Raw genomic sequence first — 18,274 nt, 5'->3', positions numbered from 1 at the left:
GGGCCAGGCCCCGTACGCCAGTGTCCGCACCGTCTCCCCCGCTCGCCTAGGCCGTCCGCAGGAACCGGTCGAGCACGCGGACACCGAAGTGCAGCGCCTCGACGGGGACCCGCTCGTCGACCCCGTGGAACATGGCGTTGTAGTCGTAGCCCTCCGGCAGCTTCAGCGGTGTGAAGCCGTAGCCGGTGATGCCGAGGCGGGAGAACTGCTTGGCGTCCGTGCCGCCGGACATGCAGTACGGCACCACGTGCCCCTCCGGGGCGAACTCCTCGACGGCGGCCCGCATCCGGGCGAACGTCGCCGAGTCCACCGGCGCCTGGAGGGCCACCTCGCGGTGGTGGAACTCCCACTCCACGTCCGGCCCGGTGAGCCGGTCGAGGGTGTCGCGGAACTCGTCCTCCCCGCCGGGCAGATACCGCCCGTCCACGTGCGCCACGGCCTCACCGGGAATCACGTTGATCTTGTAACCGGCGTCCAGCATGGTCGGGTTGGCGCTGTTGCGGACGGTCGACTCGACCAGTTGGGCGGCCGGTCCGAGCTTGTCGAGCAGCCTGTCCACCTCGGTCAGGTCGGGCTCGATGCCGTACAGGGTGGCGAGTTCGGTGAGCGCGGCGCGCACGGTCGGGGTCAGCCGCGGCGGCCACTCGTGCTCGCCGATCCGGGTGATCGCGGCCGCGAGTCGGGTGACGGCGTTGTCCTTGTTCACCTTGGAGCCGTGCCCGGCGCGTCCGCGCGCGGTGAGCTTCAGCCAGGCGGTGCCCCGCTCACCGGCCGAGAGGGGGTAGATCTGCCGTCCGGCGCCGTCGTGGAAGGTGAAGGCGCCCGACTCGCTGACGCCTTCGGTGCACCCCTCGAACAGCCCGGCGTGTTCGTCGGCGAGGAACCCGGAGCCGTCCTCGGCGCTGGCCTCCTCGTCCGCGGTGAACGCGATGACGATGTCCCGCCGGGGGCGGACGCCCTGGCGCGCCCAGGCACGCACCACGGCCAGGATCATCGCGTCCATGTTCTTCATGTCGACGGCGCCGCGCCCCCAGACGACCCCGTCGCGGATCTCCCCGGAGAACGGGTGCACGCTCCAGTCGGCGGCCGCGGCGGGTACGACGTCCAGATGGCCGTGGAGCAGCAGCGCGTCGGCCGAGGGGTCGGTGCCCTCGATGCGGGCGACGACGTTGGTGCGGCCCTTGGTGCGCTCCAGGAGCGTCGGCTCGATGCCGGCTTCGGCGAGCCGCGCGGCAGCGTACTCGGCGGCGGGCCGCTCCTGGCAGTCGCCTCCGCCCCGGTTGGTGGTGTCGATCCGGATCAGGTCGGACGTGAACGTCACGACCTCCTCCAGCGCCTGCCCGTCCGCCTGCTCAGCCATACTGCTCCTCCACCGCGGCCGAGACGATCGTGGTGACCGCCTTGAAGGCGCGGATGCCCTCGTACATGGTCCCGCTCGTGCAGGCCACCTTCCGCGCCCCGATCCGCTCCACACCCGGCACGACGGTGGCGGCCATGGCCAGGTGCTCGGCGTCGAACTCCACGGCGACGGTGAACGGGCCGCCGCGCACGGGGTCGTGACGCACCGCCAGCGACGCCGCCTCCTTGGCCGCCGCCCGGATGTCGGCCGCGGTCCTGGCGGGCGTACGGCACACGGCCGCGTACCGGGAGACGTGGTCCTTCACCGCGACCTTCAGCGCCTCAGGCGCGTACCCGAGTGCGTCCTCGCAGGTGACGTCGTCCCCGGTGACCAGCACGACCGGCACCCCGAACTCGGCGGCGACCTGCGCGTTGAGCAGCCCCTCGCTCGCCGGTACGTCGTTCAGCCACACGCCCGTGATCTGGTTCGCGAGGTAGGTGTGCGCGAGGACGCCCTCCATGCCGGCGCCCGCGTGGTAGCCGACGAACGCGATGCCGTCCACGTCGCCGTGCTGCACGCCCTCCACCATGGACAGCTCCTTGTGCCGCCCGGTGAGCAGCTGGGCCCGTTCGTCCAGCTGCTCCAGCAGCAGATTGCGCATGGTCCAGTGCGCCTCGTTGACGATCACCTCGTCGGCGCCGCCGTCGTGGAAGCCGAGCACGGCGGCGTTGACGTCCGAGGTGAACAGCGCGCGGCAGCGTTCCCACTGCGAGGCGCCCGGCAGCACGTCGCCGGGCCAGGTGACGCCGGTGGCGCCCTCCATGTCGGCGCTGATGAGGATTCTCATGACGAGCCGTCCCCCCGGATGGAGATCTTCATGGTTCGTCACGTTACGCGCTGCGGGCGGAACGGGCTACGACAAGTCACCACCGTATCGGCAGGTCGCTGATGAACGCGGTGAGCCGGTCGGCGAGCAGCCGGTTGTCGCGGGCCGAGTAGTGCCAGTGGCAGCCCGTGTGGTCCAGGCCCGTGTCGTCGAGGCGCCAGTAGCGGACGCGGCGGTCGCCGGTGACGGTGCGTTCCTGGACGACCTGCTCCACATGGCCGGCGAACGGCCCGGTGCCGACGGCCAGGAGGGTGGTCCCGGGCCCGTACCGCGTCCGCAGCTTCTGGAGGAAGCCGCCGTAGGCGCTCCGGTAGGCGGCGGCGAGGCTCTCGTCCGTCCACGGCTCGCCCGGGTTGACGGGCGTCGAGAAGTCGTTGGTGCCGAGATGGACCACGGCGAGCCGCGGCCGCCAGGTCCCCGGGTTCTGCCAGACGTCGCCGGGCACGTTCAGCAGCGCGCGGTCGTAGAAGGTGCGGTAGTTCACCTCCGGCGACCCGCCGTTGTAGTTGCGCACCATGCCCAGGCCCGAATAGGCGTTGATCTGGTAGTCGGCGCGCAGCCGCCGGGCGGTGAGGGCGCCGTAGCTCACGTCGGCGTTGGTGGTGCGCTTGAGCTGCTCGTCGGTGCAGTCGCGGGAGGTCGAGAGGTTGCCGTAGCCGGCCGTGAGGGAGTCGCCGACGAACTCGATCTGGCGGCTGCGCGCGGCCGGTCTGCCGAGCACCGCGCCGCCCGGCGCCGCGACGAACCCGCCGAACGAGCTGGTGCTCCAGGGGGTGTCGTTGCGCTTGACGAGCCGGACGGTGTGCACGCCGTCGCGCAGGCCGTCGACCCAGTGGGTGGTTTTGCCCGGCGTGACGAGGGTCGCGACGGTAACTCCGTCGACCTGGACGTCGTAGTCGGCGGCCGGGTCGTCGAGCACGACACCGACGCCGGTGCCGCGGAACCGGCCCTCGAAGTAGACGCCGGGCCAGCTGTACTGGAGCACGTCTCCGGCGTCCTTGACCCGCCCGGCCGTGTGCACGCTCGCCGCCGGCCCGTCGTTGTCCGGCGCGGCGGCCGTGGCGACCGCGGACGGGCCGGCCAGCACCAGCGCCGCCGTCGACGCGACCAGCATCCGTAACCAGGGCATCGGCATGACTGTCCTCCGGGGGACGAGGCGGGTGCACGGACCGGGGCATCGTGACCGTACACCGACAAAAACGCGCCCACCAGACCGCCTCGCGCTCAGCTCCGCCACCAGCCACCTGGAGGGCAGCTCGGCGTGCAGGGCCCGCGCCTCGGTCTTGTCGGCTGCGTCCAGCTGCCGGGGCCGCCTGGCCCGCCAGGTCGGCCCGCCGGGCGTGGTCGAGGGCCGCGGCCGACAGGTCGACGCCCACGACCCGCGGGAAGCGGTCGGCGAGGAAACGGATCTGAGTGCCGTTGCCGCAGCCGAGGTCCGCCAGCGGCAGCGCGGGATCGGCCAACAGCAGCTGGCGCAGGGCCGGATGGGGACCGACGGTCAGGGCCGGGTCCGGGGCCGGGTCCGTCGTCGGGCTCGTACGGGGTGGTGTCCAGGCCCTCGGGGAGCGCGCCGGAGACGGGGAGCAGGTCGAGGGCCGCGCGGCCGATCGCCTCGTCCTTCGAGACGCCGAACAGGCGCCGCGCCCCGGCTCCAGTGAGACACGAGGCCTTCGCGGTCGACGGCGAGGCAACACGGGAATTCCTCGCGCGGGGGCCGCACCGGCGTACGACCCCGCGCGCCGGTGTGGGTTCAGTCCTCGTGCCCCAGCTGGAGGTCCCGCTCGGTGCGGCCGCCACCGGCCACCTGGAGCACGGTGGCGACGGGCGGGTAACCGGCGGCGATGACGGTGTACTCGCCGGAGGACAGGTCGACGAACCGGAACGTGCCGTCAGGCCCGGTGGTGAGGGTGTCGACGACGTTGCCGGCCACGTCGAGCAGGGTCACGCGCGCGTCCTCCACGGGCCGGCCGCCACCGGCCCGGACGGTGCCGCGCAGGAGGGCGCCGCCGGCCAGTTCGATGTCCCGGCGGGTCTCGCGGGCGGCCTGGACCGTGACGGGGAGCGCGGCCGGGCGGAAGGCGGGGGCGCTGGCGGCGAGGGTGTACTCGCCGGCCACCAGATCGGTGATGACGTAGCCGCCCTCACGGCCGCTGCGGGTGGTGGCCACGACCTCGCCGTGCACGTTGGTGAGGGTGACGCTGGCGTCCCGTACGGGTGTGCCGTCGGCGGTGACCACGCTGCCGACGAGGTTCCCGGCGCCGCCCAGGACGATGTCCAGCTCGACGGGGCGTTCGCCGACGGTCACGGAGACCGCCTGCGGCTGGTGGCCGCCCGCGGCGGCGATCAGCACGTACGCGCCGGGGCCCGGGGTGGCCAGCGCGTAGCGCCCGTCCTCGCCGCTGGCACCGCGCCCGGTCTGCTGCCCGGTGACGTCGATGAGCGTGAGTGCCGCGCGGGGCACGACGGTCCCGTCGTGGTGCTGCACCGAGCCGCAGACGGGGACCCCGGCGGTGTGGGGAGCGCGCGCCCGCGGGATCGGGGACCTCCCCGGCGCCGTGTCCGGGTCGGTGACGGAAACGTTGTGGGACACCAGGGGTTTCTCCTTGAGGAAGAGGGCGATGACCAGTCCGAGGACGAGCACCGGCACCAGGTAGAGGAAGATCCGCGGCATGGCGTCGGCGTACGCCCCGATGTAGCCGTCGCGCAGCGCGGGGGGCAGGCCGTGCACGAGCTGCGGGGTGATGGACTCGGGGTCGGGGAGCCGGCCGTCCGCGCGCGTGGGCAGGTGGTGGGCGAGGGCGTCGGCGAGCCGGTCGGCGAGGAGGGTGCCGAAGACGGCGGCTGAGACGCTGCCGCCGATCTGCCGGAAGTAGTTGTTGGCGCTGGTGGCGGTGGAGAGGTCGGCGGGACGCACCGAGTTCTGCACGGCGAGGATCAGCGTCGGCATCACCATGCCGATGCCGGTACCGAGGACGGCCATCCAGACGCTGTAGTGCAGCCGGGGCGTGTCGGCGTCGAGGCGGGACAGCAGCCACATGCCGGCGACGGAGAGGGCGCCGCCGAGGATCGGGTACGCCTTGTAGCGGCCGGTGTGGCTGATGAGCTGTCCGGCGATGATCGAGGCGCCGACGATGCCGGCCATCATCGGCAGCATGAGCAGGCCCGACTCGGTGGCGGAGGCCCCGTCGACCATCTGGAGGTAGGTCGGCAGATAGCTCGCGGCGCCGAACAGCCCGGCTCCGGTCACCACGCCGATCAGGCCGGTGACGTTGAAGACGGAATCCCTGAACAGCCGCAGCGGGATGAGGGGTTCGGGGGCGAAGCGCTCGGCGACGAGGAAGAGGACGGTCGACACGGCCGCTCCCGCGCCGAGGCCGAGGATCACGCGCGAGTCCCAGGCGTACTCGGTGCCGCCCCAACTGGTCAGCAGGACCAGGCAGGTGGAGGCGGCGGTCAGCAGCAGCGCGCCGAGGATGTCCAGCCGGGCCTTGCCGGGCGGTTTCGGGAGCTTCAGCGCGACGGCGACGACGGCCAGCGTGACCAGGCCGAAGGGCACGTTGACGTAGAAGCACCAGCGCCAGGAGAGGTGGTCGGTGAAGTAGCCGCCGAGCAGGGGTCCGGCCACGGAGGCGATTCCGAAGGCGGCGCCGATCAGGCCCATGTGGCGGCCGCGCCGCCGGACGGGCACGATGTCCGCGATGATCGCCTGGACACCCGTCATGAGGCCGCCCGCGCCGACGCCCTGGAGGGCGCGGAAGGCGATCAGCTGGTCCATGGTCTGCGCCCGGCCCGCGAGCGCGGAGCCGGCGACGAAGACGACGATCGCGAACTGGAAGACACCCTTGCGGCCGAGCAGGTCGCCCAGCTTGCCGTAGATCGGCAGCCCTACGGTCGCGGTGAGCAGGTAGGCGGTGATCGCCCAGGACATGCGGTCCAGGCCGTGCAGCTCACCGGCGATCTTCGGGAGCGCCGTGGCCACGATCATCTGCTCCAGGGCGGCCAGGAGCAGGGCCAGGATGAGCGAGAGGATGACCAACCGCACTCTGCGCGGGCTGAGTTCGGCGGCCGGGGCCTGTGGTGGTGCCGGGGGTTCGGGAGGTGCCACCGCCGGTTCGTCCTGCGCCAGAGTGATCCCGCCCACCTACCGCTCCCCTCGTCGCGCTGCCGCACAATTCCCGCGTAAAAGCGACAACTACGAGCAAGCGCGACGAGTTACGGCACGAGTCGGAGCCGAACGGAGATCACCCGAACCGGTGAGGGGCACAACGCCCCCTGGAAATTCCCGGTTTGAGGGGGTCTACTTCTCGACCTCGGCGGCGAGCCGGGCGAGCAGCGCGTCGTAGATCCGCCCGAGACCCTTGGGCGCGAAGGTCTTCTCGAAGAAGCCGCCGATGCCGCCGGCACCGGTCCAGGTGGTGGTCACGACGACCCGGGACCTGCCGTCGCCGGCCGGGGTGACCCGCCAGGTGGTGACCATGGAGGAGTTGCGGTCCTTCTCGACCAGCTCGCCGTCGGTGGGCTCGCTGACCTCCAGGAGGCAGTCGCGCACGCGCTTGCTGGTGGCCTGGAGCTTCCAGTGGACGAGGGTGCCCTCGCCGTCACCGCCCTCCCGGACCTCGTATTCGCTGAACTGCTCGGGCAGCAGCTTCGCGCGCGTGCCGCTGTAGTCGGCGAGGGCGTCGAACACCGTCTCCGCGTCCGCCGCGACGATCCGCTCCGTAGTGGCCTCGACCTGCGCCATCAGGTTCCTCCAGGACATGGGTTCTCGGGGGGTCGGGGCAAGCCAACCACCCCGCTGCCCGGCCTCCCAAATCGGGGTCGCCCAACCCGGTCGAACACGTTCGGAAAACGTCCTCGCACGATCAAGGGAACAAGTGTTCTATTCTGGGGGCAGTGCTACCGAGGAGGCGTCATGCGCTGGGAGAACCTCACCGTGGATTCCGAACACAGCCGGGCCGATGCCGCGCTGTTCGGCGCGGACGCCGTGACCACCCGTACCTTCGACACGCCGGAGTTCCGCGGCATCACCTTCCACGAGATCCGGGCCCGCTCGATCATCAACCGGGTGCCGGCGGTCTCCCGGATGTCGTTCCAATGGACGGTCAATCCCTATCGCGGCTGCTCACACGCGTGTGTGTACTGCTTCGCGCGCAAGACCCACAGCTATCTCGACCTCGACACGGGCCTCGGCTTCGACTCCCAGATCGTGGTCAAGATCAACGCGCCGGAGCTGCTGCGCCGGCAGCTCGGCTCGCGCCGCTGGCAGGGCGAGCACATCGCGATGGGTACGAACGTCGACTGCTACCAGCGCGCCGAGGGCCGCTACCGCCTGATGCCGGGCATCATCTCGGCCCTGCGCGACCACGCGAACCCCTTCTCGATCCTGACCAAGGGCACGCTCATCCTGCGCGACCTGGACCTGATCACCCAGGCGGCGGAGGTGACCGACGTCGGCATCTCCGTCTCGGTCGGCTTCACCGACCAGGAGCTGTGGCGCACCGTCGAACCGGGCACGCCCGCGCCCGAGCGGCGCCTGGAGGTCGTACGGGCCTTCGGCGAGCACGGCATCGGCTGCGGCGTGCTGATGGCGCCGGTGATCCCGTTCCTCAGCGACCAGCCGGCCCAACTGCGGGCCACCGTGCGGGCGATCGCGGCCTCCGGCGCCACGTCCGTCACCCCGCTGGTGCTGCACCTGCGCCCCGGCGCCCGCGAGTGGTTCATGGCCTGGCTGGAGCAGCACCATCCGCACCTGGTGGCGCGCTACCAGCGGCTGTACGCGGAGGGCTCCTACGCCCCGAAGTGGTACCAGCGCCGGATCACCCGTCAGGTGCACGAACTGGCCGAGGAGTACGGCATCGGGCCCACGCGCGCGCAGACGCCGCGCCGGATCCGGCCCCCTGAGGCGGCCGAGGAACCACCGGTGTCCGGGCCGACCCAACTCTCGCTCCTCTAGGAGCGGTCGAGCAGGACGCTCGAACAGGGGCGTTCGAGTAGGAGCGTTCGAGCGCATCCGAAGATCCATCCGGGTCATGACAGCGACAGAACGGGCTCTTCCGGGACGTCTTTCCGGGACGATGCGGCGAGGACGGTGACCCTCGCGGTCCTCCGTCCCGCGTTCTGGCCGACGGACTCGCACAAGCCGGTGAACGTCGCCAACGGCGAGCTGCCGCCCGCCCTGCTGTTCCAGGCGACCGGCGACGCGGCCAGCCCGTACGAGGGCGCTGTCGCCGTCCACCGTCTGCTGGCGCGCTCCAGCCTGGTGGTCGAGGAGGGCGGCGGTAACCACGGCATCACGCTGAGCGGGAACGCCTGCCTGGACAAGCATCTGGCGGCGTACCTCTCCGACGGCACCGTGCCGCGCGGCCACGACGCGGCGGACGCGGTGTGCGAGGCCCTGCCCGACCCGAAGCCGGCCGCCACGAAGGGAGCGTCGGCCTCCTCGAAGGGCTCGGCGCTGCACGGCCTGCTCGGCTTCCGAGGCTGAGACGGCCGGGCATCGAGTGGCTGACGATCCGTCGGGGGCGGGCGTTGTCAGTCCCCTGGTCCACCATGGACCCATGAGTGAGCTGACCAGGATTCCCGCCCCCGACGGGGTCGCCGCCGCTGCCCAGTACAGCCTCCCCCAAGCTCTCGGCTTCGCTCGAGCAGGGGGTACCCCCACCGTCATGGGCACGGGCCGTTTCATCGCCGTCGCCGGTCAGCTCGCGCTCGACGAGCAGGGCAAGCTGGTCGGCGAGGGCGACCCGGCGGCGCAGGCCCGCCAGGTCTTCGAGAACCTCCGGTGCTGCCTGGCCGCCGCCGGAGCGACCTTCGACGAGGTCGTCAAGCTCACCTACTTCGTCACGGACATGGCCCACCTGCCCGCGATCCGCGCCGCCCGTGCCGAGCGCATACCCGACGACCGGCTACCGGCCGCGTCGGCGGTGCGGGTCGCCGGGCTGGTCCGGCCGGAGTTCCTGCTGGAGGTCGAGGCATTCGCGGTGGTGGCGGAGTGAATCCCCGGACAAGGGAGCTTCGGATACGGGAGATGACGCTCGCCGACTGCGACCGCGTCGCGGAGATCCGCGTCCGCGGCTGGCAGAGCGCGTACCGGGGGCTGATGCCGCAGTCGTACCTGGACGGGCTCAGCGTCGCGGAGGACGCCGAGCGGCGTCGCGGGTACCTGGCGCAGGCCGACGGTAGCGTGGTGAACCTGGTCGCCGAGGACACCGGCGGCGAGGTCGTCGGCTGGGCCTGCCACGGGCCGTACCGCGACGGCGAAGTCATCACCGATGACGCCGAGTTGTACGCCATCTACGTCCATCCGGAGCACCTGGGACAGGGCGCGGGGCAGGCCCTGCTCGCGGAGTCCGTCGCACGCTGCGCCGCCGCGGGCCACAGCCGTCTGCTCCTGTGGGTCCTCAAGGAGAACGGCCGAGCCCGCCGCTTCTACGAACGGGCCGGCTTCGAGGTGGACGGCGCCGAGGAGCCCTTCGAGGTGGCCGGTGTCATGGTCCCGGAGGTGCGGTACACGCGCGCACTCCCCCGCTGATCTCCCCTCTGCTTCTCACCTCTGCCTGGGAATCCGCCCCAGCGCCCGCACCGCCGCCTCCGCCAGCACCGGGTGCGCGAGGGCCTCGTTCAGTACGGGTCTGGCCCGGGCGTCGCCCAGCGTGCCGAGCCCGTCCACGCAGGCGAGGGCCACGCGGCGGTAGGGATCGTGCGGGCGCAGCCGTCGCCGGAGGGTGGTGATGAGGGCGGGGACGGCCTCCGGGGCGCGCAGTTCGACCAGGAGCCGGACGGGGTGCAGGGCGTAGGCGACGCGCAGTTCGTTGGTGGCGAGGGCGGCCGCCGCGCGGGCGGTGCGCGGGTCGCCGAGACGGGCCAGGGCGTGGGCGGCGGAGGCGCAGCGCGGCGGATCCCGGTGGTTGAGCAGCAGTACCAGGGACTCGAAGGCCCGCCGGTCCCCGGCGAGTCCCAGCCGGAAGGCGGCCAGCTCCCTCGCCCACAAGGGCCGCCCCGGTTCGGTCAGCACCGCGGCCAGGGCGTCGAGGTCGTCGGTCGCCACGAGCCGCTCGAAGGCGGGCGACGCCGCCGACTCCTGCCGTAAGCGCTCCGTGAGTGATCGCAACTCTTCGTCCATGACTGAGAGATTAGGGGTGCCGCGAGCCGCTCGGGACGTACATCACAAACACGAGGGCTGGCGCGCTCGTTACCCGCGAGTTAAGCTCAGACGAGCGAGTTACCCACTCGTATCCCCTCGTGGCGGTCTGGTGACGCGGCCGTCGTGAGAGCAGTCGGTTCGGTACTTCAGGTACCGCAGTACGGCTCGGCCCCGGGACAGGGCCGGTCGGAACCGCCGTTCACCGGGCGTGTGCACGCCCGCGGCGACGGCACCGGGCGTGTGCGCTCGCAGCCCGGCCAACACCCGCATTTTTCACGCACCCGGTGCGCCCGGAGGTCCGGCTCTCGTCGGCCCGTCCTCGGCGCACCCGGGGCGTTCCCCGTCGTCACCCTCATTCCTGGAGTCCCGCGATGGCCACTCCCTTTTCCGACCCGTCCCTGTCCCCGCTGCGCACCATCGCAGTCGTCGGCCTCGGCACGATGGGCACCGGCATCGCCGAGGTCCTCGCCAAGGCCGGCCGCGAGGTCGTCGGCATCGACATCAGCGAGGCCCAGGCGGCGAAGTGCGTCGCCGCCCTGGAGTCCTCCACCGCCCGTGGCGTCGAGCGCGGGCGGCTGACCGAGCAGGACCGCGCGGAGATCCTGGACCGCGTCCGCACCTCCACCGACCTGCGGGCCGCGGCCGACGCCGACCTGGTCATCGAGGTGGCGCCGGAGTCGTACGAGATCAAGCAGCAGATCTTCCGGGAGCTGGACGGCATCGTGCGCCCGGAGACGATCATGGCGACCGGCACCAACGCCCTGTCCGTCACGCGGCTCGCCGCCGACTCGGCCCGTCCGGAGCGGGTGCTGGGCCTGCACTTCTTCAACCCGGCCCCGGCGATGCGGCTGGTCGAGGTCGTCTCCTCGGTGCTGACCGCGCCCGCGGCCGTCACGACGGTCACGAACCTCGCCCTCGACCTGGGCAAGGAGCCCGTCGCGGTCGGCGACCGCCCCGGGTTCGTCGCCGACGGCCTGCTGTTCGGCTACCTCAACCAGGCCGCCGCGATGTACGAGGCGAAGTACGCCTCCCGTGAGGACATCGACGCCGCGATGCGGCTGGGCTGCGGGCTGCCGATGGGCCCGCTGGCGCTGCTCGACCTGATCGGTGTCGACACCGCGCGCACGGTCCTGGAGGCGATGTACGCCGCGTCCCGCGACCGGCTGCACGCCCCGGCGCCGATCCTCAAGCAGCTGAGCGAGGCGGGCCTGACCGGCCGCAAGGCGGGACGCGGGTTCTACACGTACGAGGCGCCGGGCAGCGGCACCGTCGTGCGGGACGCGCTGACCCCGCTGGAGGGCGGCGACCTGGTCCCGGGCCGGGAGGTCCGCTCGGTCGGTGTCGCGGGCTCGGGCACCATGGCCTCCGGTATCGCCGAGGTCTTCGCCAAGGCCGGGTACGAGGTCGTCCTCGCGGCCCGCAGCGAGGAGAAGGCGCAGGCCGCCAAGGCGCGGATCGGCGAGTCCCTGGCCCGCTCGGTCGACAAGGGCCGGATGACCGCCGAGGCCGCCGCCGAGACCCTGGACCGCATCACGGCCACGGGCACGTACGACGACTTCGCGGTCGTCGACCTGGCCGTGGAGGCCGTCGCCGAAGACCTGGAGGTCAAGCGGCAGCTGTTCGCCGCGCTGGACAAGGTCTGCAAGCCGGGCGCGGTGCTGGCCACCACGACCTCCTCCCTCCCGGTCGTCGCCTGCGCCCGTGCCACGTCACGCCCGCAGGACGTGATCGGCATGCACTTCTTCAACCCGGCACCGGCCATGAAGCTGGTCGAGGTCGTCCGTACGGTGCTGACGGCCGACGACGTCCACGCGACGGTCCGCGAGGTCTGCGCCCGGATCAGGAAGCACGCGGTCGACTGCGGAGACCGGGCGGGCTTCATCGTGAACGCGCTGCTGTTCCCGTACCTCAACAACGCGATCAAGATGGTCCAGGAGCACTACGCGTCGCTCGACGACATCGACGCGGCGATGAAGCTGGGCGGCGGGTACCCGATGGGCCCGTTCGAGCTGCTGGACGTCGTCGGACTCGACGTCTCGCTCGCCATCGAGAAGGTTCTGCACCGCGAGTTCCGCGACCCGGGGCTCGCCCCGGCGCCGCTGCTGGAGCACCTGGTGGCCGCGGGCTGCCTCGGCCGCAAGACCGGCCGTGGCTTCCGCGAATATGCCAAGCGCTGAGCATTCCGGCGACTGGTTCCGGTCCGGCGCGGAGTGGGGCGGCCTGCTCCGCCCGGACCGGTTTCCCCCGCCCTCCGGCGGCGGTGGAGCACCAGCTCACGCGCAGCGAGCTGCGCACATGCAGTACGTTCAGGGCATGTCCCAGCCCGCCAAGTCCTCACGCACATCAGCTACGACCGACGCGCCGGAAAGTGCCGCAGGCTCTCGCGCCGCCGCCCAGCGGCTCAAGATGCGCCGGGAACTGGCGGCCGCCGCGATGGAGCTGTTCGCGACCAAGGGGTACGAGGCGACCACCGTCGACGAGATCGCGGCCCAGGCCGGGGTGGCCCGTCGCACGTTCTTCCGCCACTTCCGCTCCAAGGAAGAGGCGATCTTCCCCGACCACGACGACACCCTGATCCGCGCCGAGGCGGTCCTCAACGCCGCGCCCGCGCACGAGCATCCGCTCGACACGGTGTGCCGCGGCATCAAGGAAGTCATGAGGATGTACGCGGCCCGGCCGGAGATCTCGGTCGCCCGCTACAAGCTGACACGCGAGGTGCCCACGCTGCGCGAGGCGGAGATCGCGTCGGTGGCCCGTTACGAGCGCCTGTTCACCCGCTATCTCCTGGGCCACTTCGACGAGCGCGCGCACGCCGACGACGCCAACGACGACCCGCTGCTGGCGGAGGTCGCCGCGTCCGCCGTGGTCACCGCCCACAACCACGTCCTGCGGCGCTGGCTGCGGGCGGGCGGACAGGGGGACGTGGAGGCGCAGCTGGACCACGCCTTCGCGATCGTGCGCAAGACGTTCGGCACGGGCATCGGGGCCGGCCGCTCCACGGGCCCGCAGCCGGCCGCGGCCACGGCCTCGGCGCAGGGCGAGGTGCTGGTGACCGTCGCCCGCACCGACGCCCCGCTGGACGAGGTCATGCGGACGATCGAACAGGCGCTCAAGGAGCGCTGAGCGGCTCCCGCGCCTGTGATGACGGCCACCCTTCGGGGTGGCCGTTTTGGCATGTCAGGGGCCGTTTTGAAGGGCCTCTGCGAGCCCGTTCGATCGATCATCGCTCATTTGTTACGTAAAGATTTCATGTGAGAGGAACTTCTGGCACTCAGTGCCTTGCGGGGTGACACGCGGTGTCATACGTTGAAGAGGTCCGGGCGATGTCCCCGCAAGCCCAGCGCCTGCCGTCCGGACGCCTGCGTCACAGGCAACCTCCCGCGCCACCAGCGCTGCCGACCAGCACCACCGCCGAACCGACGGCACACCCTCGACCCTCAGCAGCACCGACGTAACCGTCAGCGCCCCTCCCTCAGGGCGCTCACCGCCGGAGGCAATACCGTGACCGTGAAGGACATCCTGGCCGCGATCCAGTCGCCCGACTCCACGTCGGAGGACTTCGCCGCCCTCCCGCTCCCCGAGTCGTACCGCGCGATCACCGTGCACAAGGACGAGACGGAGATGTTCGCCGGGCTCGCCACGCGCGACAAGGACCCCCGCAAGTCGATCCACCTGGACGAGGTGCCGCTGCCCGAGCTCGGCCCGGGCGAGGCCCTGGTGGCCGTCATGGCCTCGTCGGTCAACTACAACTCGGTGTGGACCTCGATCTTCGAGCCGCTGTCGACGTTCGGCTTCCTGGAGCGCTACGGCCGCACCAGCGAGCTGGCCAAGCGCCACGACCTGCCGTACCACATCATCGGCTCCGACCTCGCGGGCGTCGTCCTGCGCACCGGCCCGGGCGTCAACGCCTGGCGTCCCGGTGACGAGGTCGTCGCGCACTGTCTGTCCGTCGAGCTGGAGTCCAGCGACGGCCACAACGACACGATGCTCGACCCGGAGCAGCGCATCTGGGGCTTCGAGACCAACTTCGGCGGCCTCGCCGAGATCGCGCTGGTGAAGTCCAACCAGCTGATGCCCAAGCCGGACCACCTGAGCTGGGAGGAGGCCGCCGCCCCGGGCCTGGTGAACTCCACCGCCTACCGGCAGCTGGTCTCCCGCAACGGCGCCGCCATGAAGCAGGGCGACAACGTGCTCATCTGGGGCGCGAGCGGCGGACTCGGCAGTTACGCCACCCAGTTCGCGCTGGCCGGCGGCGCCAACCCGATCTGTGTCGTGTCCTCGCCGCAGAAGGCGGAGATCTGCCGGTCCATGGGCGCCGAGGCGATCATCGACCGCAACGCCGAGGGCTACAAGTTCTGGAAGGACGAGAACACCCAGGACCCCAAGGAGTGGAAGCGCTTCGGCAAGCGCATCCGCGAGCTCACCGGCGGCGAGGACATCGACATCGTCTTCGAGCACCCCGGCCGCGAGACCTTCGGCGCGAGCGTCTTCGTCACCCGCAAGGGCGGCACCATCACCACCTGTGCCTCCACCTCGGGCTACATGCACGAGTACGACAACCGCTACCTGTGGATGTCGCTGAAGCGGATCATCGGCTCGCACTTCGCCAACTACCGCGAGGCCTGGGAGGCCAACCGGCTCATCGCGAAGGGCAAGATCCACCCGACCCTGTCGAAGGTGTACTCCCTGGAGGACACCGGCCAGGCCGCCTACGACGTGCACCGCAACCTGCACCAGGGCAAGGTCGGCGTGCTGTGCATGGCCCCCGAGGAGGGCCTGGGCGTGCGCGACCACGCCAAGCGCGCGCAGCACATCGACGCCATCAACCGCTTCCGGAACGTCTGAAAGACAGCTGAGGTCACAGATGACTGAGCGTCAGAAGGACCGGCCGTGGCTCATGCGGACCTACGCCGGTCACTCCACGGCCGAGGCGTCCAACGAGCTGTACCGGCGCAACCTCGCCAAGGGCCAGACGGGTCTGTCCGTGGCCTTCGACCTGCCGACGCAGACCGGCTACGACTCCGACCACATCCTCGCCCGCGGCGAGGTCGGCCGGGTCGGTGTGCCGATCGGGCACGTCGGTGACATGCGCCGGCTGTTCCAGGACATCCCCCTGGAGCAGATGAACACCTCGATGACCATCAACGCCACGGCCATGTGGCTGCTGGCGCTCTACCAGGTCGTCGCCGAGGAGCAGGGTGCGGACATCACCAAGCTCCAGGGCACGACCCAGAACGACATCGTCAAGGAGTACCTGTCCCGCGGCACGCACGTGTTCCCGCCCGGGCCGTCGCTCCGGCTGACGACGGACATGATCGCGTACACGGTCTCACACATGCCGAAGTGGAATCCGATCAACATCTGCAGCTACCACCTGCAGGAGGCGGGCGCCACGCCGGTCCAGGAGATCGCGTACGCGATGTCCACCGCGATCGCCGTCCTCGACGCCGTGCGCGACTCGGGGCAGGTGCCGCAGGAGCGCATGGGCGATGTCGTCGGCCGGATCTCGTTCTTCGTGAACGCGGGCGTCCGTTTCATCGAGGAGATGTGCAAGATGCGCGCCTTCGGCCGCATCTGGGACAGGATCACCCGCGAGCGGTACGGCATCGAGAACCCCAAGCACCGTCGTTTCCGCTACGGCGTCCAGGTCAACTCCCTCGGCCTGACCGAGGCCCAGCCGGAGAACAACGTCCAGCGGATCGTCCTGGAGATGCTGGCCGTGACCCTCTCCAAGGACGCCCGCGCTCGCGCCGTGCAGCTCCCCGCCTGGAACGAGGCGCTCGGCCTGCCCCGCCCGTGGGACCAGCAGTGGTCACTGCGCATCCAGCAGGTGCTGGCGTACGAGAGCGATCTGCTGGAGTACGACGACATCTTCGAGGGCTCGAAGGTCATCGAGGCGAAGGTGGAGGAGCTGGTCGAGGCCGCGTCCGCGGAGATCGACCGCATCCAGGAGATGGGGGGCGCGATGGCGGCCGTCGAGTCCGGCTACCTCAAGTCGCAGCTGGTCGCCTCGCACGCGGAGCGCCGGGGCCGGATCGAGTCCGGCCAGGAGAAGATCATCGGCGTGAACGCCTTCGAGGGCACCGAGCCGAACCCGCTGACCGCCGACCTGGACACCGCGATCCAGACGGTCGACCCGGAGGTCGAGGCCCGCGTCATCGCCTCGCTCCAGCAGTGGCGCGACAGCCGCTACCAGCCGCCCTTCAACCACCCGCGGCCCTGCAAGGCGCTGGAGCGGCTGAAGGAGGCCGCCTGCGGCACCGGGAACCTCATGGAGGCCACCCTGGAGTGCGCCCGCGCCGGGGCGACCACCGGCGAGTGGGCCGGGGCCCTGCGCGAGGTGTTCGGCGAGTTCAGGGCTCCCACGGGTGTCTCCTCGGCGCCGGTGGCCGTCCCCGTCGAGGAGGGCAGCACACTGCACCGGGTCCGTCGCACGGTGGACCTGACGGCCAAGGAGCTGGGCGTCGGCAAGCTGCGTTTCCTGGTCGGCAAGCCGGGCCTGGACGGCCACTCCAACGGCGCCGAGCAGATCGCCGTGCGCGCGCGTGACGCCGGCTTCGAGGTGGTCTACCAGGGCATCCGGCTGACGCCCGAGCAGATCGTGGACGCGGCCCTCGCCGAGGACGTGCACGCGGTCGGCCTGTCCATCCTGTCCGGCTCGCACGCCCAACTGGTGCCGGACGTGCTCGAACGGCTGCGTGTGGCCGGTGCCACAGACATTCCGGTGATCGCCGGTGGCATCATCCCGAACGGGGATGCCGAGCAGCTCAGGGCAGCCGGAGTGGCCGCGGTCTTCACCCCGAAGGACTTCGACATCACCGGAATCATCGGCCGCATCGTCGACGAGATCCGGAAAGCGAACAAGCTCGACCCTCTGGAGGTCCCCGCATGACCGCCCACCCGTCGCCCACCACCACCCTTCCAACGGGCGGCTCCGCCGCGCACCCTTCGATCAACCGCCTTCGCCCCCGGCGTTCCTGCCTGGCGGTACCGGGCTCGAACCCGCGCTTCCTGGAGAAGGCCCAGGGCCTCCCGGCGGACCAGGTCTTCCTCGACCTGGAGGACGCGTGCGCCCCGCTCGCCAAGCCCGAGGCGCGGCACACCATCGTCAAGTTCCTCAACGAGGGCGACTGGACGGGCAAGACACGGGTCGTGCGCGTCAACGACTGGACGACCGAGTGGACGTACCGCGATGTCGTCACGGTCGTCGAGGGCGCCGGCCCGAACCTCGACTGCATCATGCTGCCGAAGGTGCAGGACGCCCAGCAGATCGTCGCCCTGGACCTGCTGCTGACGCAGATCGAGAAGACGATGGGCTTCGAGGTCGGCCGGATCGGCATCGAGGCGCAGATCGAGAACGCGCAGGGCCTGAACAACGTCAACGAGATCGCGCAGGCCTCCCCCCGCGTCGAGACGATCATCTTCGGCCCGGCCGACTTCATGGCGTCGATCAACATGAAGTCGCTGGTCGTGGGCGAGCAGCCGCCCGGCTACCCGGCGGACGCCTACCACTACATCCTGATGAAGATCCTGATGGCCGCCCGCGCCAACAACCTCCAGGCGATCGACGGCCCCTACCTGCAGATCCGCAACATCGACGGCTACCGCGAGGTCGCCCAGCGCGCCGCCGCCCTCGGCTTCGACGGCAAGTGGGTGCTGCACCCGGGCCAGGTCGAGGCGTCCAACGAGATCTTCTCGCCCTCCCAGGAGGACTACGACCACGCCGAGCTGATCCTGGACGCGTACGACTACTACACGTCCGAGGCGGGCGGCAAGAAGGGCTCCGCGATGCTCGGCGACGAGATGATCGACGAGGCCAGCCGCAAGATGGCCCTGGTCATCGCGGGCAAGGGACGCGCCGCCGGCATGCGGCGCACCAGCAAGTTCGAGACCCCGGAGGCCTGAG

At 71.1% G+C, this 18,274-nt stretch carries 14 protein-coding genes and 2 pseudogenes; 9 read left to right on the top strand and 7 right to left on the bottom strand.

Going from position 1 to position 18,274, the window contains the following annotated elements; genetic code table 11:
* Nucleotides 1-46 precede the first annotated feature (46 nt).
* The 6 genes and pseudogenes from HDA41_RS33540 to HDA41_RS33515 all read right to left on the bottom strand — a co-directional run bounded on the left by HDA41_RS33540 (nucleotide 47) and on the right by HDA41_RS33515 (nucleotide 6,966).
* Nucleotides 47-1,360: a M20/M25/M40 family metallo-hydrolase gene (locus HDA41_RS33540; protein ID WP_184990654.1), complete on the bottom strand. Its 1,314-nt coding sequence runs from the start codon at nucleotides 1,358-1,360 to the stop codon at nucleotides 47-49.
* On the bottom strand, nucleotides 1,353-2,186 hold the full coding sequence (locus HDA41_RS33535; protein ID WP_184990652.1) for a M55 family metallopeptidase: 834 nt from the start codon (nucleotides 2,184-2,186) through the stop codon (nucleotides 1,353-1,355). Before HDA41_RS33535 ends, HDA41_RS33540 begins: the two co-directional genes overlap by 8 nt.
* A gap of 76 nt (nucleotides 2,187-2,262) precedes the next feature.
* On the bottom strand, nucleotides 2,263-3,354 hold the full coding sequence (locus tag HDA41_RS33530) for an SGNH/GDSL hydrolase family protein (RefSeq protein WP_230299780.1): 1,092 nt from the start codon (nucleotides 3,352-3,354) through the stop codon (nucleotides 2,263-2,265).
* A 123-nt stretch (nucleotides 3,355-3,477) separates the two neighbouring features.
* Nucleotides 3,478-3,727, bottom strand: a pseudogene (locus tag HDA41_RS41830) (methyltransferase domain-containing protein); the annotation flags it as partial.
* A 248-nt stretch (nucleotides 3,728-3,975) separates the two neighbouring features.
* Nucleotides 3,976-6,366: an MFS transporter gene (locus HDA41_RS33520; protein ID WP_184990650.1), complete on the bottom strand. Its 2,391-nt coding sequence runs from the start codon at nucleotides 6,364-6,366 to the stop codon at nucleotides 3,976-3,978.
* Between the two features lie 156 nt (nucleotides 6,367-6,522).
* Complete coding sequence (locus HDA41_RS33515) at nucleotides 6,523-6,966, bottom strand: SRPBCC family protein (RefSeq protein WP_059423111.1); 444 nt, start codon at nucleotides 6,964-6,966, stop codon at nucleotides 6,523-6,525.
* A gap of 171 nt (nucleotides 6,967-7,137) precedes the next feature.
* On the opposite strand from HDA41_RS33515, the gene HDA41_RS33510 reads away from it, so the two are divergent.
* The 4 genes and pseudogenes from HDA41_RS33510 (at nucleotide 7,138) to HDA41_RS33495 (ending at nucleotide 9,756) form a co-directional block, all read left to right on the top strand.
* Complete coding sequence (locus HDA41_RS33510; protein ID WP_184990648.1) at nucleotides 7,138-8,178, top strand: Rv2578c family radical SAM protein; 1,041 nt, start codon at nucleotides 7,138-7,140, stop codon at nucleotides 8,176-8,178.
* A gap of 159 nt (nucleotides 8,179-8,337) precedes the next feature.
* Nucleotides 8,338-8,709: pseudogene (locus HDA41_RS33505) on the top strand (alpha/beta hydrolase); the annotation flags it as partial.
* Nucleotides 8,710-8,782: 73 nt separating this feature from the next.
* Complete coding sequence (locus HDA41_RS33500; protein ID WP_184990646.1) at nucleotides 8,783-9,220, top strand: RidA family protein; 438 nt, start codon at nucleotides 8,783-8,785, stop codon at nucleotides 9,218-9,220.
* A 32-nt stretch (nucleotides 9,221-9,252) separates the two neighbouring features.
* The gene (locus tag HDA41_RS33495; protein ID WP_184990645.1) at nucleotides 9,253-9,756 is read left to right on the top strand and encodes a GNAT family N-acetyltransferase; all 504 of its coding nucleotides are present in this window, start codon (nucleotides 9,253-9,255) and stop codon (nucleotides 9,754-9,756) included.
* A gap of 15 nt (nucleotides 9,757-9,771) precedes the next feature.
* Here HDA41_RS33495 and HDA41_RS33490 read toward each other — a convergent pair whose 3' ends face one another.
* Nucleotides 9,772-10,347: an adenylosuccinate lyase gene (locus HDA41_RS33490; RefSeq protein WP_184990643.1), complete on the bottom strand. Its 576-nt coding sequence runs from the start codon at nucleotides 10,345-10,347 to the stop codon at nucleotides 9,772-9,774.
* A gap of 392 nt (nucleotides 10,348-10,739) precedes the next feature.
* On the opposite strand from HDA41_RS33490, the gene HDA41_RS33485 reads away from it, so the two are divergent.
* From HDA41_RS33485 to HDA41_RS33465, 5 genes are all read left to right on the top strand, one after another.
* Nucleotides 10,740-12,545, top strand: a complete 1,806-nt coding sequence (locus HDA41_RS33485; protein ID WP_184990641.1) for a 3-hydroxyacyl-CoA dehydrogenase family protein — start codon at nucleotides 10,740-10,742, stop codon at nucleotides 12,543-12,545.
* A gap of 136 nt (nucleotides 12,546-12,681) precedes the next feature.
* Nucleotides 12,682-13,491, top strand: a complete 810-nt coding sequence (locus HDA41_RS33480; protein ID WP_184990639.1) for a TetR family transcriptional regulator — start codon at nucleotides 12,682-12,684, stop codon at nucleotides 13,489-13,491.
* Nucleotides 13,492-13,869: 378 nt separating this feature from the next.
* Nucleotides 13,870-15,213, top strand: a complete 1,344-nt coding sequence (gene ccrA, locus HDA41_RS33475; protein WP_184990637.1) for a crotonyl-CoA carboxylase/reductase — start codon at nucleotides 13,870-13,872, stop codon at nucleotides 15,211-15,213.
* Between the two features lie 19 nt (nucleotides 15,214-15,232).
* Nucleotides 15,233-17,260 (top strand): ethylmalonyl-CoA mutase, encoded by a 2,028-nt coding sequence (locus HDA41_RS33470; RefSeq protein WP_184990629.1) that lies wholly within the window; start codon nucleotides 15,233-15,235, stop codon nucleotides 17,258-17,260.
* Nucleotides 17,257-18,273: an HpcH/HpaI aldolase/citrate lyase family protein gene (locus HDA41_RS33465; RefSeq protein WP_184990627.1), complete on the top strand. Its 1,017-nt coding sequence runs from the start codon at nucleotides 17,257-17,259 to the stop codon at nucleotides 18,271-18,273. Before HDA41_RS33470 ends, HDA41_RS33465 begins: the two co-directional genes overlap by 4 nt.
* Nucleotide 18,274 lies beyond the last annotated feature (1 nt).

It is taken from the genome of Streptomyces caelestis, assembly GCF_014205255.1.
Classification (GTDB): Bacteria; Actinomycetota; Actinomycetes; order Streptomycetales; family Streptomycetaceae; genus Streptomyces; species Streptomyces caelestis.
Note: the sequence above shows the minus strand (reverse complement) of the source record. Positions and strands in the feature narration are given on the sequence as shown.